General features: G+C 55.8%; 19 protein-coding genes. 3 read left to right on the forward strand and 16 right to left on the reverse strand.

Features of this window, described 5'->3' with window-relative positions:
* Positions 1-328: 328 nt before the first annotated feature.
* From ABLO27_RS11315 to ABLO27_RS11325, 3 genes are all read right to left on the reverse strand, one after another.
* A complete protein-coding gene (locus tag ABLO27_RS11315) occupies positions 329-1,486 on the reverse strand; it encodes a JmjC domain-containing protein (protein WP_353032957.1) in 1,158 nt (385 codons plus the stop codon).
* 8 nt (positions 1,487-1,494) lie between these two features.
* Positions 1,495-1,785: a hypothetical protein gene (locus ABLO27_RS11320; RefSeq protein ID WP_353032959.1), complete on the reverse strand. Its 291-nt coding sequence runs from the start codon at positions 1,783-1,785 to the stop codon at positions 1,495-1,497.
* A 251-nt stretch (positions 1,786-2,036) separates the two neighbouring features.
* The gene (locus tag ABLO27_RS11325) at positions 2,037-3,092 is read right to left on the reverse strand and encodes a tyrosine-type recombinase/integrase (RefSeq protein ID WP_353032961.1); all 1,056 of its coding nucleotides are present in this window, start codon (positions 3,090-3,092) and stop codon (positions 2,037-2,039) included.
* Between the two features lie 379 nt (positions 3,093-3,471).
* Here ABLO27_RS11325 and ABLO27_RS11330 point away from each other — a divergent pair, with 379 nt between their 5' ends.
* Both ABLO27_RS11330 and ABLO27_RS11335 read left to right on the forward strand, forming a co-directional pair.
* Positions 3,472-4,200, forward strand: a complete 729-nt coding sequence (locus tag ABLO27_RS11330) for a ribonuclease activity regulator RraA (protein WP_353032963.1) — start codon at positions 3,472-3,474, stop codon at positions 4,198-4,200.
* Positions 4,201-4,438: 238 nt separating this feature from the next.
* Positions 4,439-5,029, forward strand: a complete 591-nt coding sequence (locus ABLO27_RS11335; RefSeq protein WP_353032965.1) for a hypothetical protein — start codon at positions 4,439-4,441, stop codon at positions 5,027-5,029.
* A 302-nt stretch (positions 5,030-5,331) separates the two neighbouring features.
* Here ABLO27_RS11335 and ABLO27_RS11340 read toward each other — a convergent pair whose 3' ends face one another.
* The 8 genes from ABLO27_RS11340 to ABLO27_RS11375 all read right to left on the reverse strand — a co-directional run bounded on the left by ABLO27_RS11340 (position 5,332) and on the right by ABLO27_RS11375 (position 14,579).
* Complete coding sequence (locus tag ABLO27_RS11340) at positions 5,332-6,084, reverse strand: DUF1275 family protein (RefSeq protein ID WP_353032967.1); 753 nt, start codon at positions 6,082-6,084, stop codon at positions 5,332-5,334.
* Between the two features lie 74 nt (positions 6,085-6,158).
* On the reverse strand, positions 6,159-7,844 hold the full coding sequence (locus ABLO27_RS11345; protein WP_353032969.1) for a right-handed parallel beta-helix repeat-containing protein: 1,686 nt from the start codon (positions 7,842-7,844) through the stop codon (positions 6,159-6,161).
* A 106-nt stretch (positions 7,845-7,950) separates the two neighbouring features.
* The gene (locus ABLO27_RS11350) at positions 7,951-8,676 is read right to left on the reverse strand and encodes an HAD family hydrolase (protein WP_353032971.1); all 726 of its coding nucleotides are present in this window, start codon (positions 8,674-8,676) and stop codon (positions 7,951-7,953) included.
* A gap of 40 nt (positions 8,677-8,716) precedes the next feature.
* A complete protein-coding gene (locus tag ABLO27_RS11355) occupies positions 8,717-9,550 on the reverse strand; it encodes an alkaline phosphatase family protein (RefSeq protein ID WP_353032973.1) in 834 nt (277 codons plus the stop codon).
* On the reverse strand, positions 9,550-11,199 hold the full coding sequence (locus ABLO27_RS11360; protein WP_353032975.1) for an ABC transporter ATP-binding protein: 1,650 nt from the start codon (positions 11,197-11,199) through the stop codon (positions 9,550-9,552). The genes ABLO27_RS11355 and ABLO27_RS11360 overlap by 1 nt, the downstream gene beginning before the upstream one ends.
* The gene (locus ABLO27_RS11365; protein ID WP_353032977.1) at positions 11,192-12,013 is read right to left on the reverse strand and encodes an ABC transporter permease; all 822 of its coding nucleotides are present in this window, start codon (positions 12,011-12,013) and stop codon (positions 11,192-11,194) included. The genes ABLO27_RS11360 and ABLO27_RS11365 overlap by 8 nt, the downstream gene beginning before the upstream one ends.
* 7 nt (positions 12,014-12,020) lie before the next feature.
* Positions 12,021-12,980: an ABC transporter permease gene (locus ABLO27_RS11370; RefSeq protein WP_353032979.1), complete on the reverse strand. Its 960-nt coding sequence runs from the start codon at positions 12,978-12,980 to the stop codon at positions 12,021-12,023.
* Positions 12,981-12,992: 12 nt separating this feature from the next.
* The gene (locus ABLO27_RS11375; RefSeq protein ID WP_353032981.1) at positions 12,993-14,579 is read right to left on the reverse strand and encodes an ABC transporter substrate-binding protein; all 1,587 of its coding nucleotides are present in this window, start codon (positions 14,577-14,579) and stop codon (positions 12,993-12,995) included.
* A 201-nt stretch (positions 14,580-14,780) separates the two neighbouring features.
* Between ABLO27_RS11375 and ABLO27_RS11380 the strand changes: the two genes are divergently transcribed.
* Positions 14,781-15,545 carry a DeoR/GlpR family DNA-binding transcription regulator gene (locus ABLO27_RS11380; protein WP_353032983.1) on the forward strand — a complete coding sequence of 255 codons (765 nt, stop codon included), beginning with the start codon at positions 14,781-14,783 and terminating at the stop codon, positions 15,543-15,545.
* 16 nt (positions 15,546-15,561) lie between these two features.
* Here the strand turns inward: ABLO27_RS11380 and ABLO27_RS11385 are convergent, their stop codons facing one another.
* The 5 genes from ABLO27_RS11385 to ABLO27_RS11405 all read right to left on the reverse strand — a co-directional run bounded on the left by ABLO27_RS11385 (position 15,562) and on the right by ABLO27_RS11405 (position 21,409).
* Positions 15,562-16,632: a bifunctional transcriptional activator/DNA repair enzyme AdaA gene (locus tag ABLO27_RS11385; protein ID WP_353032985.1), complete on the reverse strand. Its 1,071-nt coding sequence runs from the start codon at positions 16,630-16,632 to the stop codon at positions 15,562-15,564.
* An 82-nt stretch (positions 16,633-16,714) separates the two neighbouring features.
* Positions 16,715-17,524 carry a 3-methyl-2-oxobutanoate hydroxymethyltransferase gene (gene panB / locus ABLO27_RS11390; RefSeq protein ID WP_353032987.1) on the reverse strand — a complete coding sequence of 270 codons (810 nt, stop codon included), beginning with the start codon at positions 17,522-17,524 and terminating at the stop codon, positions 16,715-16,717.
* Between the two features lie 37 nt (positions 17,525-17,561).
* A complete protein-coding gene (gene panC / locus ABLO27_RS11395) occupies positions 17,562-18,413 on the reverse strand; it encodes a pantoate--beta-alanine ligase (protein ID WP_353032988.1) in 852 nt (283 codons plus the stop codon).
* Between the two features lie 102 nt (positions 18,414-18,515).
* Positions 18,516-20,132, reverse strand: a complete 1,617-nt coding sequence (locus ABLO27_RS11400; RefSeq protein ID WP_353032990.1) for a thiamine pyrophosphate-binding protein — start codon at positions 20,130-20,132, stop codon at positions 18,516-18,518.
* Positions 20,129-21,409, reverse strand: coding sequence for a CaiB/BaiF CoA transferase family protein (locus tag ABLO27_RS11405; RefSeq protein ID WP_353032992.1), 1,281 nt, complete (start codon positions 21,407-21,409; stop codon positions 20,129-20,131). Before ABLO27_RS11405 ends, ABLO27_RS11400 begins: the two co-directional genes overlap by 4 nt.
* Positions 21,410-21,434 lie beyond the last annotated feature (25 nt).

The following is a 21,434-nucleotide window of genomic DNA, read 5'->3' on the forward strand; positions in this document are numbered from 1 at the left end:
GCTCCCGGACAAGCCAATCCCTAAAACCTTCTTCGGCCTGCGGCCAAGGTTTCCGGCATTGATTGCGCTAGATACTGACACCGCCCTGACACACCTCTGGCCGTCTCGTTCGGCCTCTCGGCCTGCGGGCAAGCCCCTGAAGGGGCATGCCCGGGAACGAGCATGGACGGCCATCGGCGCGTCATTCACCCGCTCCGCCAGCGACCTATTCAACAAACAATCGACTTAGTGCATTCGACTGCTAAATAGACGCAAGAACTTTCGGTTCCCGATGATGAAAAGCATAGATTGTTTGAAGTTAGGCAATGATTTTTCTTCGTTGTAACAACTATATGAGTGTAAGGAACTCCTCTCTAATAAGTCTCTTCACCAGCACGATGTTTCCTTGGACGTCCAAATCACCGCCCAGCTGCTCCACCACAACACTTTCTGATTTTGCTAATTTTTTCAATGATTTATATGTTTTTCGAGGTAACCGCAGTACAGAGTCTCCGTTTTCAATTTCTATTTCTTCTGCTACTTCGATATACTTTATTGGCTTTATCCTCTTGACTTCAGAAAATGAGGAAACGTTTGAAGATTTTGAAATACTGAGGAGACGTCCCGTAAAATTGCTATTTTCTCTATCGCGGAACTTTTTTAAGTTAGAATCGTAAGCGCGTTCGATACACCCGGATTTTCGAATTTCTCTAATCAAATTCTCAATTTCAGATGTAGTACAGCTCGTTGCACCACTGGCATACGCGTCAGGAATTACGCGTCTTAACATAACATTGCTCTTGGCCAGCTCGTCAATCGCATCCTTTATTACGTCAATCCACAATGGAGACGCTATTCCGATGGTTATGTGCAAAGACAGGTCGTTATTTGCCTTGGCTTCATGGACAATACCCCGTGGGATGTAACAGTATTGCCCCGCCATTAGCCTGAATTCTCGATTTATATTTCCTGTGAAATGCTCTTCATTCGAGTATTCATGGCTCTCCAATGGCAGTTTATAATTCGAATCATACAATTTCCAATCCTTAGATCCTGACAACTGCAAAACAAATACATCGTGAGTGTCATAATGAGCTAGAAAGCCCTGTTTGCTTGGGGGAGTTAAATAGACATTTGCATGAATTTTGCTCGTTAGTTCTTCACCTATTTCCCCACAAAATCGAGCCAATTCAGTGAAGTTGCGCTGCATCCCATTAAAAACAAGAGTTGCCCCTTCAGAATAGTATTTCAATGCCATTTGACGCGATACATTTGACCAAGGCTCAATCCCATCTACATACAGATTTGGGTTAATTTGCCTATCATTGACTACAACTCTTAGTTGCGTTCGTGAAAGTTCACGACTTGAGAAAATCTCTTCGATTTTTTCAAGTGACATAAGGTCCAAAAATTTTGTGGCTTGGCCACTCTGACAAACTAAGCTCTCATTTTGCCAATACTTAGAAAAAAAAGTACTCTTCGAAATTGGGCTCAAGAGCTCAGCCAAACCCCCAATCATTGTACAACTTTGTTTGATGGGTTACCGTCATTCGAGTCATAGTCGTACTTGACATCTACGCCTGCTGTTTGAATCGGAGTCAGCCTTTCACTTCTGGCTAGGCGGTCCAAAGTAATAACGATATCCTTTAGAATTGTGATTGGAATGTCTGCGCTCTCATTGCTCTTTGCAATCGACCCCTCAATATATTTTTTGATCCGATCGATATCTGGCACATCCACCAAAGGTGGAGATTCCTCTGTTTTTGTGATTTCGTGATCCTCAAGGGTTTTTTTGTCGCTGGACATTTGGCAACCTTCCTTTCGGTGACATTTGCAATCACTCAAAGTTGACCTTGTTGGCCGAAAATCGAGTACACAAAATACAATTTAGAGATATTTTGACACATTATACAACTTTTAATTTTTCAAATAAATTCGACTCAAACCAACCAATGAAGGGCAGTGTCGACGGTAGCAGCGAACATCCGCAAAATGCATAAATAACCATCAGGATGAGTTCAAATCTTTTGACCATCGCGCAGTTTTGACAAATCTTCCTATTCGCCAAACAGCTTCCGCCTCCTTTCTTCCGTCGTCGGGTTTAGGTACCGAAGAAGCATAGCTGGAGTCTTGTGCCCAGACTGAAGCATCATTGTTTTAAGATCCACGTCGCGGGCCGCCATGCGGCTCAAAGCCTCGTGCCGAAGATCATGTAGTCTGAAATTGGTCACCTTGGCGCTTGTGCGGGCATTCCGCCATCTGTACTCGACCGCATCGACGTGGAGATTGATCAGTGGCTCCGCATCGTCCAACCCGGAAACATGATCCAACAGTTCCTCCCAAGCCTCATCGGAAACCAGCACTTCGCGATCATCACCGTTCTTGCTGGTCGTGAGCACCAACGAGCGGTCTCCGTCACGGACGCATTCAACATCTAGGCTCAAGACCTCAGACAGCCGCATTCCGGTGTCCAGCAACAGCCGCCACAGAGCGAGCATGTTGTCGCCGTCGTCCCCCGCCAGCAAAGCCGCCTCCAGACGCTCCTGCTCATCGCCAACCAATCTGCGATCACGGCCCTTCCGTGCCTTAGGAAGAGCCCCCTTCCTTTGTGTGAGTTCCCGAATGGGATTGACCAGTTCGTATCCCCAATCGTATTTCGCGTACTGGAAAACAGCGGAAAGTTTGTTCAGCTCATTACGGACGGTTTGAGGAGCCCTACCCTGTTCAACCCGTTCATCTCTATAAGCGGCGATGTCTGACCGGGTGATCGTCCTTATGGGCCGTTGAGCAAGCGGATGTCGTTCCCAGCGTTTCAAAAGGCTTGTTTCCTGTTTCTTGCCTTTCATCGTTGGCGTGACGGCTTTCCGGTATCGCTCAATCGTTTCGCGCAATGGGCGGTCTTCCCATCGCCCGGAAGTCATGCGCTGTTCAAGGCGAGGATCTTTCCAGGTCCCGAGCTTGATCTGCGTCTCAACATCCTGCGCCCAGACTTTGGCATCCGTTTTCGTCCTGAACGTTTCCGAAAGACTTTTCTTGGCTACTGGTCCTGTGAAATCCGCTGGAATCCGGACTGTAACCGTCCAGCGTCCTTTGTGTTTCCGATAACTTGCCATTTGCACTCCCTGTTCGAGGAAGCAACATATGGGCAACATAGTAAAAATTAGTCAAATTAGCTATGTAACTTCAACATTTTAAAACGGTCTCGAAAACCGTTGAGCGCGCAAGCGTTCCGAGGGTTCGAATCCCTCTCTCTCCGCCATTTCTTCATGACTGCGTCGCGCTGGCTTCAACGCATCTTGAACTGCACCTTCCAAAAGACTTTTGCATTCGCGTCTGTTCCCTCATTCTTATCTCGTGGAGCCACTGGCGCTTTCTTGCCGCAAGGACTGCCGCCTTGCGGTCCTGCAACCGAGCCTTTTACAGTGCAAACCTGGATCATGAGGGCCGGCGGCGGTGACAGGAGCAACATCCGGCCCCAGCGAGGGCATGAATATGACCGGGTACTCCGAAGAGCTGTTGAACAGCTGCAGGTCCGTGACCACGGCCACCCTGACCACGGTCATGTTCAAGATGGGTGTGGTCAACACCTGGATCAGAGGCGCCTTCCCGTTATCCGGGGACAGCCAACGTGTGGCCGGTCCTGCCTTCACACTTCGTTTCATACCCGCGCGTGAAGACCTTGCGACGCCTGCTTCCTGGGGGTCTCCCAAGTCAACCCGCATGGCGGTTGAGACGATGCCGGAAGGCTGTATTGCGGTGGTGGGAGCGGACGGCTGTACCGATGCCGGGATTTTCGGCGATATCCTTTGTCAGAGAATGAGATGCAGACATGTCCAGGCATTGGTTACCGACGGGGTCGTTCGTGATCTTGAAGGGATAGAAGAGACCCAATTGGACGTGTGGGCAAATGGTGCTGCCTCGCCTGCTGCCGTTGCAAGCCTCACTTTCGCGAACTGGCAGGAACCGATCGGCTGCGGGGGTGTTGCAATCTTTCCCGATGACCTGATCGTCGCCGACAGCGACGGAGCCGTCGTCGTGCCTCAGGTCATGGTGAGTGAAGTCATCGAGGCCGCCGTGGAGATGGAAGTCCAGGAACAGTGGATCCTGGAGCAAATCAAAAACGGCGCCGAACTGCCGGGTCTTTATCCGATGAACGACAAAAACAGACGACGCTTTGAAGAAGAAAGACGGCGCGGTTCATCGCCAAAAAATCCTGGCTGAAAAACTGGAAAAGACAACCGTGACGGACGATGAGGATGGAGTGCCTGTTGCCTCGCACAAATTGCCTGTCGCAGGGCCCCACGGCTGGATCACGTGACACTTGAATTCGGGCAACCGGAAGCCCTGCGAAAGGGTTGAAATTTCGTAAAGAAATCAGGCACTATTTGACTTTTTCTCAAAATCCTGCAAAATTTTAAGTATTAATGACAGTGTTCTGATTTCCAAAGGGATGAGTTCGATGTTTAAGACCTTTCTCAGAAACACTTTTGCTGCGGTGATCGCGACATGTGCAATGACCCTTTCTTTGTCAGCTGCAAATGCCGCGACATTTGCGACGTTTTATGATGATGCGGCCTCCGAGACAGGCGCGCGCTTTAACCTCATCACCACGACTGACAATGCATTCGAGGTGCTGGTGGCCCAGCCATCGATTTATGATTCCACAGCACCGCTTATTGGACAAATGTTCACAGTCCACCCGAACGATCCGAGTGAGCTTGCCTTTGTGAACAACAACCTTGTTGCCGGGGACGGTCCCTTCACAAGCGGCACCAAGGACGACGGTGTCGGCAACAATTTCATTACGTCTGCCAGGTACATTCTGCTCAAGATTGGTGGCGGAAATAGCTTGGCGACCGCACTCATCCATAATATTTCGGGTGGAACGCTGGACATTGATTTCGGCCAACTGGGAAATGGAAGTGGGCTCAGCCACATCACGGAATACGGTTCTGTGACGCCCATTCCGTTACCGGCCGGTTTCTTGCTTCTGATCGGGGGATTGGGCACCTTGATGGTCGCCGGTCATCGCAAACCCAAGTCTTCTTGAGTTGGGCGCCCGAACGAACTTCCTCAACGGGCTCAAGCAAACACATTGCTCGGCTAGCAGACCTCAGCGTCTGCCAGCCAAAGGAAATGCCTGAACAGCAGTCGCTTTACCCGGTTTCATTTGGATTGAACACCAAACCACTGAGGGTCTGAACCCGGAACAATTCCCGGATCCGGTCGCTCGGTGTTTTGTTTGAAATTCATCATGTGTTCGCCAGAAAGTGAAGGATCAGCAACTGCAAGATCGTACGCTCTCCAGCCGACAATCGACCGCTGATACCTAACGCCCTCGTTGGCAATCGTTCAGGTCGAAGCTTCGGTAGTGGTCTCCTCTTCGGTGTGCGTCATCTGACTGAGCGCTACTGCCAGCAGAATTGCCAGCGGAACACTCAGGGCCCAGAAACCGAACAGTTTCATGGCAATGGAGCCGGCAAAACCGCCGGCTGCAAAGGCTGCCATTGTTGAACCGGTGTTCAACGCCGCCGTGCGGGCCGCCTCCGTTGACGGGAATGTTTCCTTGCCGCCGAACCAGCCATCATAGAGCCCTGCAACAAGCCGGTTGGTCTTTCCGGTCATGAAGGTGGTTGGTCCGTGACTCCTCAGGACTTCCGTCATGATGGTTGCCTGCAAGGACATTGCCGAAGTCGCCAGGCAGACGGAAATCAATGTTTGAAGGGCCGCCGGCCCTGAAAACGGCACGGACATTCCGGCAAACATCATGAATGCGGCGATCAGGACAGCCTCGAGCACAAACAGGTTTCTGAGCGAAACGGCACCGCGTTGCTTCAACCGGGAAATCAGCGCGTACCAGACGAAGCTCATGAACAGGTAGGCGGTAATCACGGTGATATTGACCGGCAGGTAGGAAGGCCTGTCGACCATGTTGACGAACAGCATGACGAAGGAGCCGGTGATAACGGCGGTAAAGGTGTGAAACAGGCCGATGATGCAGATCAGTTCGACAAAACAGGCGCAAAACGCGAGTGTTGCGGGCAAGAACCAGTGATCGGGATGAAAAACACGTGCCAGCTGATCCGTCGATGAAAAGACCTTCAATCCTGCCTCCGTTTGCTGTCAGTTGAGCCTGCTTGGCCCTGCGGACTTCAAACAAGCGCTGCATATTATTGAACCTAGCAGCACTTCTTGCCATCACCGGTTTCGGCAACGCCGTTCATGTCCGGGTGTTCCCAGTATTGGGCAAAGAGTGGATCAGGAAGCGTGAACAGCGCGTTCCCCTGCCAGGCTCCGACGGCCAAAGGAGCTTCATCGCAGGTGTAGTTTTCAAGTTCTGTGCTGTCAGGCAAGCGGATCTTGAGCCGAGCTGCAGGTTCAGCGTTTTCAAGTTTCATCCCTTTCGGAGACCCATGCGCTGAAGCATCGGCAAAATTTGGCACTTTGCCAGAGGATCTGTCGCCCAGCGGGTACCCGGCCGCGCGAAGCGTTGAGGGAAAGAGCGGGTGTCCGATCATGTCGTTGTCAATCGTGATCCCGAGCGTGCTCCAGGCTTTCGTGAACCGCATCTTTTCCCTGGATTTAACCGTTGGCCAATCATACGTGCTGTCGTGAGGATCTTCCCATTTCCTTCCAAACGGATTGACTCGTTCGTAGTCGAAACTGTCTGCATTTTCGTTGTAAGCAACCGCATTGTTCATGTGATGGAAATTGCTGATCCGCTTCTTCTTGAAGATCGGATTTCGCACATACCAGCTGTTGTGAATGACATAGTGCGGGCCGACATCCTCATGGGCGGAACCGAACTTGAATATCCTGCCCGTCGACGGTTCCTTGTCATCCGGTCCCGGTCGTTCACGGCTCCATCCGAGATTTCCATAAATGTAGAAATAGCCGGAGCGGTCCGGTTCGATGGAAAACGCCGCGTAGCAATCAATGAACTTGTTATGCCTGACGGTCCAGTTGACGGCATAGTCCTCCGGTTCGACGGCATTGTCCCTGATACGCACGAACCAGTTGTCGCAAATCAGCACATTGCGCGAATAGCGGTCCTGCGCCTCCTTGGGCAACTGGTTGAAAAAATGAATGCCGTTAAAGGCGTCCATGATGCAGTTGTTGCGCAGGATCACGTAGCCTGCAATCGTCCAGGCGCGGAAGAAATCACCGTCATAGGCGCGGGCATCGTCTGGCGACACATGTTTCTTGGTGCCGCCATATTCACCGTGAATACGATCCCAGTCCGTCTGCCGCCACAAGTGACAGGTCTCAACGTCCTGAATGTCTTTCAAAAGACCCTTGTCCCGAATGGACCGGATCTGCGCATCGCCATGACACGTCGTGTCCTGGATCCAGTCACAGTTCTCAATCAGCAAATGCCGCGTGTCGATGCCCGTCGCACCGATTGCAAATGTGCCACCTCGAATGTGCACGCCGCGTATCGTGATGTGCTGGCAGTTTTCGATGTAGATGGCCGTCGGCCAGCAGTTTTCAAACGTAAGGTCTTCCAGAACGATCCACTGGCAATCACGCAGAATAAGCTGCGCATTGTCCGCCATGAAATAAAGTCCCGGAAAGCTGCCTCCGGCTTCATGCACCCGGGCGAGGTCGTTCGCCCGCTTGCTGAACTTGTCGAAGGACGTTGCGGTGCCGAAGATGGTTGGAGACCGTTTGGCGGAGGTTCGATCCGGTGCTTCGGGCGGCAATCCGCGAATGACAACCGGCTTGTCCTTAGAACCGCTGATCCCCGAGATGACAACCGGGTCGACAATGCACTCCTTGCCAAGTTGCAGCAAAGATCCCGGCTTCAGCTTTCTGACCGCACAATGAATATCCACGCCAAGCCCCCGATTGTGTCCGGAGCTCATCCTACAACCAAAAACTGCTGAAGCGCTACGGGCGTGTGCCGGCCTGGTTGTTCAACTTTTGAGGCGGTTTCCTGGGTGTCTGCCAGACGCGGCCGGCAGCTTCCGGCTACTTCACATCTCTGTTGGCAAGGTATCCGGGAAGGCTGCCGATGGATGGCAAGATAACGTCCGCGTGGCCCGTCAACTGTTCTTCGGTTGCTGGTCCGGTCAGAACGGCAACACTCAATCCGACATCCGCGTTTCGCGCGCAATCCATATCGTGCGTGCTGTCGCCGACAAAGATGATTTCGTGCGGCTCGATGTCCATGCGCTCGCAAAACCCGTGAACCATTCCTGCTTCCGGCTTGCGGCCGTAACCGCTGTCGGAACCGCAGACAAAGTCGAACAATGTCATGGCGGAAGCTTCCTGAAGCTGGGTAACTGCACCTGCCTCGTAGTCGTTGGTGGCAACGCCCAGCTTCAGCCCGAGATCCCTGAGACCGGTCATCACATCGGAGAGGTCGCAGGTCGGGAACACCGGCAGGCTGGCATAGACCTCATGATTCAGGCTGACGATTTCCTCAAGGCTCCGATCCGGAAGCAACCCGGACCAGGCTTCATTCACCTCGTCCGCGCTGGCATTCACGATCAACGATCCGGTCTTGAAGGTCCGGCTGGACCTGTCATAGCCGCACACTTCCGCGAGCCGGTCTTTCAAGGGCTCGTCATCTCCGGCGAGCGTATCAAACATGAGGTCGCAAAAATGACCCCAGGTCTCGTTGAAATTGAAAAGAGTTCCGTCCTTGTCAAACAGGACGGCCTTAAATCCGTTCGTCGAATGCTCTTTTGTCATTACTGATCCAGACCTTCCGCAGCGCGCGGTCCTTGCTCCGTTATAAAAATGGCTCATCCGTCATGGACTGCGGAATTGGAACTCCCAACCGGTTCAGGATTGTCGGCGCCAACTGCGTCTGACGCAACAGGGTATCGGCAGCTGGACCCGGCGCATCGCCAAAGTAGTATAGCGCAAAGTCCTGCTGGTCCTCGCTTCGTCCACCATGGTGCCCCCGGTCGTTCTGGCCATGGTCGGCGGTCACGATGACTTCGTACCCGGCTGAGCGCCAGCGCGAGAGGTAGGGCGCGAGTGTCTCGTCCATATGCGCGCAGGCGTGATCCATTTCCTCGCAAGCATGCTTGAAGCGATGTCCCATGCTGTCGAGAGTGCAGGTGTGCAATATGCCGTAGTCCAGGCCGAACCGCTCGCTCAGCATCGTGAGCGTGGCAAACAGATCCGCGTCGGACGGCGTCATCTGGTTGGCGTGACCGTAACCGGCCATGGTGTGGAAGCGCCCATGGTTGATCGACGCACTGTCAGGCTCGTCGTATTCGATATCGCGAACCGGATCAAATGGTGCGCGATTGAAGAACTCAGACCAGAAGGAGTGCGTCACCGCACCGGTCTTGCCACCTGATTTGCGCACTTCGGAGAAAATGTCGGGCACCGATAGCCGGAACACATTGGCATTGCCCGTCGACCCATGAACGGCAGGTGTGACACCGGTATGGATCGATGCGTAGCAGGACGCCGAAATGGAAGGCAGAACGGAGCGCATCCGCCAGACTCGTGCGTCACCGCTGTCCACCCAGCCTTCCAGGTTGCCGAAAAGTGATCGCCAGTTGCGCCAGGGCACACCGTCAAGAATGATCAGAAGAAGCCGCGAGTCCATCAGTTGCCTGCACTGTCCATTTTACGGGTTGATATCACGTCTTCGAGCCAGCCCAGTTTCATTTCCGGGACGGACGACAGCAGAAGGTCGGTGTAGTCGTCAAACGGCGGTTCGAGAACTTTCGACTTCGGGCCGTAGCGAACCACGTTGCCCTGGTACATCACGGCTATCGTGTCTGCGATAGCACGAACCGTTGCAAGGTCATGGGTGATGAAGAGATAACTGACATGTTCGATCTCCTGAAGGTTCAGGAGGAGCTTCAGGATCCCGTCGGCCACCAGCGGATCAAGAGCGCTGGTGACTTCGTCACAAATGATCAACCGGGGTTTTGCGGCCAGAGCCCGCGCGATGCAGACCCTTTGCTTCTGTCCCCCGGAGAGTTCCGCCGGGTAGCGCTTCAGGAAGCTCTCGCCAAGTTCGATCTCGTCAAGAAGTTCGATGACCCGTGCGCGCTTTTCAGCCCCTTGCATGCCGAAATAGAATTCCAGAGGCCTGCCGATAATGGTTTCGATGGTCTGACGCGGGTTCATCGCCACATCGGCCATCTGATAGATCATCTGCAGTTCGCGCAGCTGTTCCTTGCTGCGCTCCTCAAGCGCTGCCGGCAAGGTTTCACCATTGAAGGAGACCGAGCCCTGACGAAGCGGCAAGAGCCCTGTCATGACGCGTGCCAGCGTCGACTTTCCGGACCCGGACTCGCCAACGACCGCAAGCGTCTGAGAAGGATGGATTTCCAGCGTGACATCCTTGACCACGTCGAAATTCAGTCCCCGGTAGCGAGCCGAAACATTGTCCAGCTTGAGCACGGGTTCACCCTTGGCAGGCGTTTCATCGTGAATGGTCGAGCGGATCGATACCAGCGCTCTGGTGTAATCCTTCTGCGGATTGTTGATGATCTGGTCGGTTGTTCCGTATTCGACCATCCGTCCGTGCTGGAGCACCATGATGTGGTCGGAAACCTGTGCCACAACAGCAAGATCATGCGTGATGTAAAGAGCGCCGACACCGGTGTCCTGGATGGCTTCCTTGATCGAGGCCAGCACATCGATCTGCGTCGTAACGTCCAGCGCCGTTGTCGGTTCATCGAAGATCACCAGATCCGGCTCCGGGCAAAGGGCCATGGCCGTCATCGCACGCTGAAGCTGGCCACCGGAGACCTGGTGCGGGTAGCGCTTGCCGAAGTTTTCGGGATCGGGCAGACCGAGTTTCCTGAAGAGCGTGACCGCCCGTTCCTCCGCCTCCTTGCGTGAGCACAGCTTGTGGCTCAGGCAGGATTCAACCACCTGATCCATCAGCCTTTTGGACGGATTGAAACCGGCAGCTGCCGACTGGGACACGTAGGTCACCTGGCGGCCACGCAGATCCCGAAGCTCACCCACACTGTTCTTCAGGATGTCGATGCCGTTGATGAAGATCTCACCACCGGTAATCCGGATGCCGCCCCGGCCATAGGCCAGCGTGGAGAGACCAATGGTGGATTTTCCGGCGCCCGATTCTCCGATCAGGCCCAGCACCTTGCCCTTTTCCAGATTGAGATCGACCCCGTGGACGATTTCGACATTCTTCGGTTTTTCACCCGGAGTGAAAACCGTCGCACCGATTTTCAGGCCACGTATCTCAACGAGGTTGTGTGCCACCGCCTCACGCATTGCGGCCTCCCTTCAGGCTTGTGGTCCTGTTGAGCACCCAGTCGGCGACGAGGTTGACCGAAATCGCGAGCGTCGCGATCGCAACGGCCGGGGCCAGCGCAGCCGGAATGCCGTAGACCAGGCCTTCCTTGTTTTCCTTAACGATGGCGCCCCAGTCGGTATCGGGCGGCAACACGCCAAGTCCGAGGAATGACAGGGTGGAGATGAACAGAACCATGAAGATGAAACGAAGGCCCAGTTCGGCGACCAGGGGTGACAGGGCGTTGGGCAGGATTTCCCGCAGGACGATCCATCTGGTGCCCTCACCGCGCAGACGCGCTGCTTCGACATAGTCCATGACGTTGATGTCGACCGCGACTGCACGCGCGAGACGATAGACACGCGTGGTATCCAGAAGCCCCATCAGGACAATGAGGATGAGGATGGATGTCGGCACGACCGACAGGACAACCAGCGCAAAAATCAGCGTCGGTATCGTCATGATCAGGTCGATGAAGCGGGACAATGCCATGTCGACCCAGCCACCAAGAACCACAGCGCTGAGCGCCAGCAAGGTTCCGAGAGTGAAGGAAAGCACGGTTGCCGCGGAGGCAATGAATATCGTTGTTCTTGCCCCGTAGATCATGCGCGTCAGCAGATCCCTGCCGATATTGTCCGTACCGAGCCAGTGCTTGGCCGACATTGGCTCCCAGACATCGCCGACGACTTCACCGATCCCGTAAGGGGCGATGAGCGGGGCGAAGACCGCCAGACTGAAGAAGAAGGCCATCATGGTCAGCCCGATGAGGGCGCTCACTGGAATTCGCATCGTCATGAGGGCCTCACTTGGGATGTCTCAAACGGGGATTGGCAACAATGCCGATAATGTCCGCCGCCATGTTGAGAAGAATGTAGACACTCGCAAAAATCAGACCGGCTGCCTGCACCACCGGAATGTCCCGCTTTGCAACGTGATCGACGAGGTATTGCCCCATGCCGGGATAGACGAAGATCACTTCCACCACGACGACACCCACCACAAGGTAAGCCAGATTGAGCATCACCACGTTGACGATCGGTGCAATGGAGTTCGGCAAGGCATGCCGCGTGATCACCGCAAAGCGGGACAACCCCTTGAGCTCGGCGGTTTCGATATAGGGCGATTCCATCACATTGAGGATCGCGGCTCGCGTCATGCGCATCATGTGGGCGAGCACCACGAAGGTCAGAACAATGACCGGCAGGGCAATCGACTGAAGCTTCTGCATCAGGCTCATGGAATCGTTGATCATGGAAACCGACGGCACCCAGCGCAGTTTCACCGCAACGAAGAACATGAAGACGTAGCCAATGACGAACTCAGGAACCGAAATGGTTGCTAGCGACATCGCGGAAACGAGCCGGTCCGGCCAGCGATTGCGGAACCGGACCGCAATGAGACCGAGCAGGATCGCCAGGGGAACGGATATGACGGCCGCCCACAAGGCCAGGAACAGCGTGTTGCCCAGACGCTTCGATATGGAGGCCCCAATGTCAGCACCATTGGTGAGCGCGTTGCCGAAGTCGCCCTGCACGGCTCCGAAAAGCCATTTCAGGTAGCGGGACACGGCCGGTTCGTTGAGTCCCATTTCCTCGCGCAGGTTCGCAATGGCTTCTGGTGTCGCCGCTTGTCCAAGCACGGCTTGCGCGACATCACCCGGCAGGATCTGGGTTCCCGCAAAGATGAGGACCGACGACGCCAGAAGGAGCAGGACACCCAGCGCCAAGCGCTGGATGACCAACAGGATCAGGTGCGTAGGCACGTTCGATCCGCCTTATTCGAACCAGGTCTTGACGGCGATAAAACCGTTCATCATGTCGCCTTCCGGGTTGGTCGCCCATCCGTCGACATTGGTGGCCATGCCATCGATATACTGGTTGAACATCGGATTGATCAGGCCGCCTTCCTCGCGGACGAGGCGGGCCATCTTGCCGTAGGTTTCCTGACGTTTTTCAGGATCCAGTTCGGCACGGGCCTCAAGAAGCATCGCGTCGAATTCGGCATTCTTGAACCGCGTGTCGTTCCAGTCGGCGGTGGACAGGTATCCAACGGACCACATCTGGTCCTGCACCGGACGACCACCCCAGTAAGATGCCGCAAACGGCTTCTTGTTCCAGACTTCGGACCAGTATCCATCAGCCGGTTCCGGCTTCAGCTGAAGCGGAATGCCTGCCGCGTTTGCGCTCTGCTGGAACAGCTGTGCCGCGTCCAGAGCGCCAGCGAAGGCTGCGTCAGAAACGTGCAGGATGATCGGAGAACCGTCGTGACCGGACTTCTCATAGTATTCTTTCGCCTTCTCGAGGTCGAAAGTCCGCTGTGGAACCGTGTTGTCGAACAACGGGTAGGCCTCGTTGATCGGCGTGTCGTTGCCGACCTTGCCGTAGCCAGCGAGAACCTTGTCGACCAGTTCCTCACGGTTGACGGCGTGCTTCAAGGCCATGCGAAGGTCCTTGTTGTCGAACGGCGGCGTGTCGACATGCATCACGAAAATATAGTGACCTTTGCCCGAGGTGGTCTCGATCTTGACGGCCGGGTTGCGGGCCATGAGCTTCGCGGTCTTGGGCGAAACCAGATTGATGGCATGGACAATACCGGACTGCAGCGCGTTTGCCCGGGCGGTGTCGTCATTGATCACGATGATCTCGACGCTGTCATAGTGACCGCGGCTATCGTCCCAGTAATCTTCGAATCTCTCGAACTTGTAGCGCAGGCCCGGCTCGTCTGCCGTCACCTTGTAGGGTCCGGTCGCGATTCCCGCGCCTGGATTGTCCAGGCCGCCATTCGGCTGGATGACGAGGTGGTAGTCCGACATGAGGAAAGGAAGGTCGGCATTCGGCGTCGACAGGTGAACCGTGAAGGTGTCGCCATTGACTTCCATGGATTCAATGCCGCGCATGATGCCGAGAGCGCCGGACTTGGTGTTCTCGTCCGAGTGGCGCTGCATGGTTTTCAGCACGTCTTCCGCGGTCATCTCCTGACCGTTGTGGAACTTTACGCCCTTGCGGATCTGGAAATCCCAGGACTTACCACCGTCGCGCGGCGAAAAACTTTCAGCAAGACGGGCGATCACTTCGCCGTCCGGGCTCACTTCGGTGAGCGTTTCACCATAGGTGCGCAGCGCTTTTGCGGTCACGTGGCTGGTGGACAGTGCAGGATCGAGCGAGTTCGTACTCTCGCCGCCCTTCAGACCCATGACGAAGTCGCCACCCTTTTTCGGCTCGGCGGCAAAGCCGGAATCAACGGCAGAAAACCCGGCCACTGCGGCAAACATGGCCAGAGCGCTCGCGCGGGCCAAAACATTTCGACGGCTAAGTTTCTTGCTGGTGAACTTCCAAACGTAATTATGCAGCTTGTCAGACATCTATTCCTCCCAAATGCCACGAAAGATCGGTCAGCTGTTATCTTCGTGACAATGTATGTTAGTTTAATGACATTCTGTTGTAAACTTTCTTACAAAAATTGTGTTTTCTGGATTGTTTTGTAACTTATCGGACAAATATGGCACGTGGACATATGTGACGGATGCTGCTTTAAATATTTGCCGGAAAAGGGGAAATGCAGAATGACTGCTTCGGGAAAGCAACAGCGGCAATCCAGACTTTTGGAGATTCTCAAGTCGTCCGGATATGAGCGGATTGAGGATCTTTCTCAAAAATTGTCAGTTTCCGAACAAACCATTCGACGGGATATCAACCTGCTGGACGTGGAGGGCCGCTTGCGCCGGACCCATGGCGGCGCGGCCTATGTCGGTGCGCTGAACAGCGAAGATTACCTGTTGCGACGGCAGGCATCCGCGGATGTGAAGCAACGCATCGGCTACAAAGTTGCTTCGCTCGTGGAAGACGGCGCGTCTGTTTTCATCGACGCGGGCACGACCTGCGAAGCCGTTGCAAGCGCACTCAATCAAAGGCGCGACCTGAAGATCGTCACCTATTCCCTCGCAGCTGCGATGTTGTTGAAGGACCGCCGGGACTTCACGGTGGCTATACCAGGTGGCTTTGTCCGCCATGTCGATGCATCGGTGTTCGGCGAGCCGACTTCGGACTTTATCAGCCGGTTTCGCTTCGATATATCAATCATTTCCGTCAGCGGCATCGAACCGGACGGTGAAATGAGCGATGACGATCACTGGGAAGTGTCGAATGTCGAAAGCGCCATGAAACGCTCCCGCAAAACGCTTTTGGCTGTTGATTCATCGAAGTATCAGAAAGGCGGCATGGTCACGCTTGGTAACATCGCGTCGATGGATGTCATGGTAAGCGACGCCCTGCCCGAGGAACCGCTGCGCCAACTCGTTCTCGACAATCTCGAGTTTCATCAGGCCTGATGCATTTTTTCAAACTTCATCCTGCAGAGCGCGACTGAGAGCCGTAACTTTGTTCAAGCTCGATCAAGCGCTGTTTACGCCACAGCCCACCGCCATATCCGGTCAGCGACCCATCGGCTCCGAGAACGCGGTGACAGGGAACCACAATCGCAATCTGATTCGCCCCATTGGCTCTTGCGACCGCACGCACGGCCTCAGGCTTGCCCATCGTTCTGGCAAGGTCTGAATAGCTGCGCGTTTCACCCGCTGGAATCTTCAAAAGCTCCCGCCAGACATCGCGTGTGAAGGCGGACCCATGAAGTGCCAGCCTGGTTTCGAAAACACCGTTGCGCCCTGCAAAAAAGTGATCCAGCTCCTCCTGGATCTGGTCCGTGATCTCGGTCCGCCCGAACCCTATCCGTCCTTTGGAAAAGGTCAGCAACTTCTTGAACTCGGCAGGCAGGGCCTTGCGGTCAAGAAATTCCAGAAGATGAAGCTGGGTGCTGTCGGTCACTGCGATCAGCGGCCCGAGAGGCGACGAGACCCAGTCGGCCACCAACAACGGGTCCTGCGAAAATGATCCGGGGGCCTGACCGAGGATCTTTGCGAATGCCTCCCGGAACGCGCTTGGCGATTCAAACCCTGCCGTGATCTGCGCATCAATCACCTTGCCCCCTCCGGCCAGGGTCGAAAAACCTTCCTGCAAGCGCCGTTGCCGCGCCATTTCCAGAAATGTCATGCCGAAGTGACGTTTGAACGCACGGCGAACGGTGGAGGGTTCAAGCCCCATGCGAACAAGATCCGGTTCGCCCCAGCGGTATCCCGGCCGTTGTTCAAGCGCTTCGATCAACGACTTCACCACCGGGTCAGCGCTTGCTTCGGGTGTGGTTGGTTTGCAGCGCTTGCAGGGGCGGAAACCTGCCTCGATGCATTCACCGACCGTGTCGTAGAAGGTGCAGTTTTCCCGCTTCGGCTTTCGCGCCGGACAGGTCAGCCGACAGAAAATTCCGGTGGAGGACACACCCACGAATACGCGCCCGTCGTAAGACGGATCGCGTGCCATCAGCGCTTCATAGAGCGTATCGAAACTTGGTCGGATCATCAGCATGACCTGAAACTAGTCAGTTTCCTGAACATGTGCAGCCGAAAATCGGGCGTTTATTCCAATAGTCTGCTCCGAAAGCGGACGCTCAGCGATAAACCTGCGCCTCGGTCGGGAAACTTCTGTCCTTGACCTCATCCGAGTAGGCTTTGACAGCCGCCTCGATCTGGCCACCGAGGTTGCCGTAAACCTTGACGAATTTTGGCGGTGTGGGATTGAGACCGAGCATGTCTTCCAGAACAAGAATCTGGCCATCACATTCGGCCGATGCACCGATGCCGATGGTCGGGACGGGAATCTCTTTGGTGATCTGAGCGGCCAGCGGCTCGACCATGCCTTCCAGAACAACGGCGAAAGCCCCTGCCTCGGTCACGGCGGTCGCATCCTCGAAATGCTGATCCCAATCATCCTCATGCCGCCCTTGCGTCTTGAACCCACCCATCACGTGAACCGATTGCGGGGTGAGGCCGATATGGGCCATGACCGGAATGCCGCGCTCAGTAAGAAAACGGATGGTCTCCGCCATGCGAACACCGCCTTCAAGTTTTACCGCACCGCACTGCGTTTCCTTCATCACGCGCGCTGCATTGCGAAAGGCTTCCGACGGGCTTTCCTCGTAGGTACCAAAAGGCATATCGACAACGACAAGCGCCCGTTGTGTGCCGCGCACCACCGCCTTGCCGTGCATGATCATCAGATCAAGCGAAACACCGACGGTGGATTCCATGCCATGCATGACCATGCCAAGGCTGTCGCCGACCAGAATGAAGTCTGCATATTTGTCGACAATCGCCGCCGTGTGCGCGTGATAGGAGGTCAGCGAAACAATCGGGTCGCCGCCCTTGCGATTGGCGATCTGCGGCGTGGTGATACGGCGGACAGGTTTCTGAGAGCTCATGCGGCGTCCTTTCAAAGGGGCTTGAGGCTGAGAAGAATTAGCTGGCAGGCGCAACCACGCGCTGGTCGATCAGCAAAACGTCGCCAAAGCGAACGGCCAGCAAAATTACCGCCGGTCGGTCCAGCGTCCCGGACAGTTCAGACAGTGTCGCGGCATCGCGGATGTCGACGCTCCTGACTTCGGCGGAGGCAGCTGTCGCAAGTGTGGCGTGGACAAGCGCTTCGAGATCAGCGATTGCCGGACCTGTTCCCGCCAGCTCGGCGGCCAGATCGAGCGCTCGGTTCAAAATAATCGCGTCGGCCCTGTGATCTGCGGAAAGCCTGACATTTCGGGATGACATGGCAAGTCCGTCGGCTTCGCGCACCGTGGGGTGACCGATGATTTCCAGCGGCATGTCCAGATCCCGCACCATCTGCTTGATCAGGGTGAGCTGCTGATAGTCCTTCTCGCCGAACACGGCCAGATCAGGCGTGACGATGTTGAAGAGCTTGGTGACCACGGTCGAGACACCGCGGAAGTGCCCGGGGCGCAAGGCGCCCTGCAGTATCCCGGAAAGACCGGGAACCTCGACATGGGCATCTCCGCCCGCACCGTACATTTCTTCGACAGGAGGCATGAACACCGCATGCACGCCTTCGGCTTTCAAAAGCGCCAGATCGCGGTCCTCGTCCCGCGGATAGGTTTCCAGATCTTCGTTCGGTCCGAATTGCGTCGGATTGACAAAGATGCTTGTGACAACTCTATCGGCCTTTTCGTGAGCGAGGCGGACGAGGCCCAAATGGCCTTCGTGCAGATATCCCATGGTGGGCACCAGGCCAATGCTGACATCCTCGCGCCTCCAGCTGCGCACGGTTTCCCGCATATCCGCCTTGGTTCGGCAGACTATCATTCTTGTCCCTCCCGAGCCTTCGGTTCCCGCCCAAGGCCACGCTTACTTCGCAGGTGCAGCATAAGCACACATGCGGGGAAGGTCCAGTCATCCAATAGCCGACTAAAAGGTTCCGTCGTAAGCACGCCGGGATATCCGGCAGGCAAGCAGCGTGAAGCCATCCCGCTTCAAGGCCTCTTCCGCTTCCCTTGCAAGATCCTCGGTGTTTTCGATCCAGACCCCGTGACCGCCATAGGCCTTGGCCACAGCCGGGAAATCGGTCTCGCCGAAATCAACTCCGACATTCGGCCTTTGGCTGCCGCGCTGCTTGAGTTCGATGAGGGCGAGACTGGTATCAACGAGCACGCAAATGATGACCGGAATTTTCAGGTCCCTCAGGGTGGACAATTCGCCGAGGCACATCTCCAGACCGGCATCGCCGACAAAGGCGATGACAGGCGACGGACCATCGACCAGCCTGTGTCCCATCGCCAGCGGAACCGCGCAGCCCATGGTGCAAAGCGCTGACGACTGCAGCATCTGGCGAGGCATGGGGCACCGCCAGACCTGAGACACGAGGATGCGGTGTGCGCCGCTGTCAGCCGTCGCCACTGTGTCCGCCGGCATGATCTCGCGCAGCGTGTGAAACACCGTTCCCGGTCCCCAGCCAGAGGCCTCCGGCTGAAAGGCGTCTTCCAGTTCCTGCCTGACCCTCGCAGGTTCTTTCTTCGGCCAGGTGATCTTGGCCGGATCCCTTGCCTCGCTCAGCCGGTCAAGCACCGGCGCGACTGCACTGCGCAGCGTTGCCGCTACACTATGCATGCCATGGGTTCGAAGGACCGGCGTGACATCGATAACCGAGGCATCAGCATGCCAGGGATTTCGCCAGTTGACGCGCATTTCGATTGGATCATAGCCAAGCAGAAGAATGCAGTCGGACTGGTTGATCAGCGGCAACAGGTGTCCGTCTGCCTTGGGAGACAGACCTGCGCCCCCCATGGCCAAAGGGTGGTTCTCGTCAAGCAGTCCCTTGCCCTTGTAGCTGGTGACAAGAGGTATCTGGAACTTCTCGCAGAATTCGGTGATCACGGCCGAGGCGTTTTCATTGACCGCATCGACACCGGCAATTGCAATCGGCCGCTCTGCAGCGGCAAACAATTCCAGCGCCGTTTCGAGGTCCTGCCCAGCAACCGGCGCTGTCGCAACGGGTGCAGACTGGAAGGTCTTCGACCAGCTTTCTTCCGTTTCCGTTTCCGCAACATTGATCGGCACGTCGATGTGAACCGGCCCCGGCTGCCCGTCGAGCGCGATCGCCAGCGCTTTTTCCATCATCACGTCCAGAGCACCGAGGCGAGCGGAAAAACTGGCCTTCACGATCGGGCGCAGCAATTGCTGGTGGTCGAAAACTTGATGGGTATAGCTTTCCGCTTCGCCATGATCGACACAGCCCGTCAGAAAGATCAGCGGCACCCGGTCCTGCCAGGCATTGGCAACCACATTGACGGCATTTGCCGCGCCCGGTCCGAGCGTTGCCAGCAGTATGCCCGGCGCGCCATCGGCATGCCACCCGCCTTCCGCCATGAAGCCGCCGGCATTTTCATGCTTCACCAGCACAAAATTCAATCCGGCCTGATCAAGCGCCTGCATCAGCGCCAATACCTCTCCCCCGGGTATCCCGAAAGCATGGCGGCAGCCCGCAGCATGGAGTTTGCCTGCGATGATATCGGCACCGGTGGTCATGAGTCTGAATTTCCTTCGTTACGGGCACCAGCGCCCAGGTCCACAATGCCCTTTTCGGCAAGATCAGCAAGGGTTGATGTGTCCAACCCGAGATGGCGTGTCAGAACATCTTCGGTGTCCGCACCGAGCAGCGGTGGCGCCTTGGCGTAAGTGACGGGTGTCTTTTCCAGATTGATCGGTGACCCGATCAGATCGACCGTGCCACTCAGCGGATGCGGCAGCGTGATGCGCATGTTCCGTTCAACGATCTGGGGGTCGGAAAACACCTGACCGAGATCGTTGACTGGACCGCAGGGTACGCCCGCCTCTTCCAGAAGTCCTATCCAGTCCGCAGCCGATTTTTCGATCGTCAGACGACGGATCAGGGGGATCAGCTGCTTGCGGTTTCTGACCCGGTCGGCATTTTTCGCAAAGAGCGGATCCAACGCGAGTTCCGGCGCCCCTGCGACATCGCAGAACTTCTGGAACTGGCTGTCGTTGCCAACTGCAATGATGAACGACTGATCGGCGCCGGGGAAAGTCTCGTAAGGAACGATTGTCGGGTGGCCGTTTCCAAGGCGGCCGGGAACATCTCCCGACACAAGATAGGCGACCCCCTGGTTGATCAGCCAGGAGACCTGTGCGTCCAGAAGCGAAATGTCGACATGCTGACCTTCGCCGGTTTCATGACGGTGATTGAGTGCGGCAAGGATCGACACGGTCGCGTACATTCCGCACATGACATCGGCAATCCCGACACCACATTTCGTTTCCGTGCCACCCTCGTCGTCTGGAAATCCTGTCAAAGACATGATGCCGCCCATGCCCTGGATGAGAAAGTCGTATCCCGCCCTGTGGGCATAAGGACCCGTCTGACCAAATCCGGTAACCGAACAATAGATCAGCCTCGGATTGAGGACCTTGAGCGTCTCGTAGTCCAGACCCCGGCGTTTCAGGTCGCCGACCTTGAAGTTCTCGACGAGAATGTCGGCCTTCCCGGCAAGCTCCCGGATCATTTTCTGACCCTCTTCGCTGGCCAGATCAATTGCGACGGAAGCCTTGTTGCGGTTGGAGGAAAGATAGTAAGCGCTTTCCTGGGTCTCGTTGCCGTCACCATCTTTCAGGAAGGGAGGTCCCCAGCCACGCGTATCATCTCCGCGTCCGGGCCGTTCGATCTTGATGACCTCGGCGCCAAGATCTCCGAGGATCTGGGTACAGGTCGGACCGGCCAGAATGCGCGACAGATCAAGGACGACGAGACCGGCAAGAGAACCGGGGGCGGCGGGGGATTGGGACACGGGTCACCTAAGATCATGAACTCAC

It is taken from the genome of Roseibium sp. SCP15, assembly GCF_040329435.1.
Taxonomy (GTDB): Bacteria; Pseudomonadota; Alphaproteobacteria; order Rhizobiales; family Stappiaceae; genus Roseibium.

Excerpts from the sequence above, each read along its gene's own strand:
- ABLO27_RS11320 (WP_353032959.1), bottom strand. The coding sequence starts at position 1,785 with ATGTCCAGCGACAAAAAAACCCTTGAGGATCACGAAATCACAAAAACA.
- ABLO27_RS11325 (WP_353032961.1), bottom strand. The coding sequence starts at position 3,092 with ATGGCAAGTTATCGGAAACACAAAGGACGCTGGACGGTTACAGTCCGG.
- ABLO27_RS11330 (WP_353032963.1), top strand. The coding sequence starts at position 3,472 with ATGACCGGGTACTCCGAAGAGCTGTTGAACAGCTGCAGGTCCGTGACC.
- ABLO27_RS11335 (WP_353032965.1), top strand. The coding sequence starts at position 4,439 with ATGTTTAAGACCTTTCTCAGAAACACTTTTGCTGCGGTGATCGCGACA.
- ABLO27_RS11345 (WP_353032969.1), bottom strand. The coding sequence starts at position 7,844 with ATGAGCTCCGGACACAATCGGGGGCTTGGCGTGGATATTCATTGTGCG.
- ABLO27_RS11350 (WP_353032971.1), bottom strand. The coding sequence starts at position 8,676 with ATGACAAAAGAGCATTCGACGAACGGATTTAAGGCCGTCCTGTTTGAC.
- ABLO27_RS11355 (WP_353032973.1), bottom strand. The coding sequence starts at position 9,550 with ATGGACTCGCGGCTTCTTCTGATCATTCTTGACGGTGTGCCCTGGCGC.
- ABLO27_RS11360 (WP_353032975.1), bottom strand. The coding sequence starts at position 11,199 with ATGCGTGAGGCGGTGGCACACAACCTCGTTGAGATACGTGGCCTGAAA.
- ABLO27_RS11365 (WP_353032977.1), bottom strand. The coding sequence starts at position 12,013 with ATGACGATGCGAATTCCAGTGAGCGCCCTCATCGGGCTGACCATGATG.
- ABLO27_RS11375 (WP_353032981.1), bottom strand. The coding sequence starts at position 14,579 with ATGTCTGACAAGCTGCATAATTACGTTTGGAAGTTCACCAGCAAGAAA.
- ABLO27_RS11380 (WP_353032983.1), top strand. The coding sequence starts at position 14,781 with ATGACTGCTTCGGGAAAGCAACAGCGGCAATCCAGACTTTTGGAGATT.
- ABLO27_RS11385 (WP_353032985.1), bottom strand. The coding sequence starts at position 16,632 with ATGCTGATGATCCGACCAAGTTTCGATACGCTCTATGAAGCGCTGATG.
- panB (WP_353032987.1), bottom strand. The coding sequence starts at position 17,524 with ATGAGCTCTCAGAAACCTGTCCGCCGTATCACCACGCCGCAGATCGCC.
- panC (WP_353032988.1), bottom strand. The coding sequence starts at position 18,413 with ATGATAGTCTGCCGAACCAAGGCGGATATGCGGGAAACCGTGCGCAGC.
- ABLO27_RS11400 (WP_353032990.1), bottom strand. The coding sequence starts at position 20,132 with ATGACCACCGGTGCCGATATCATCGCAGGCAAACTCCATGCTGCGGGC.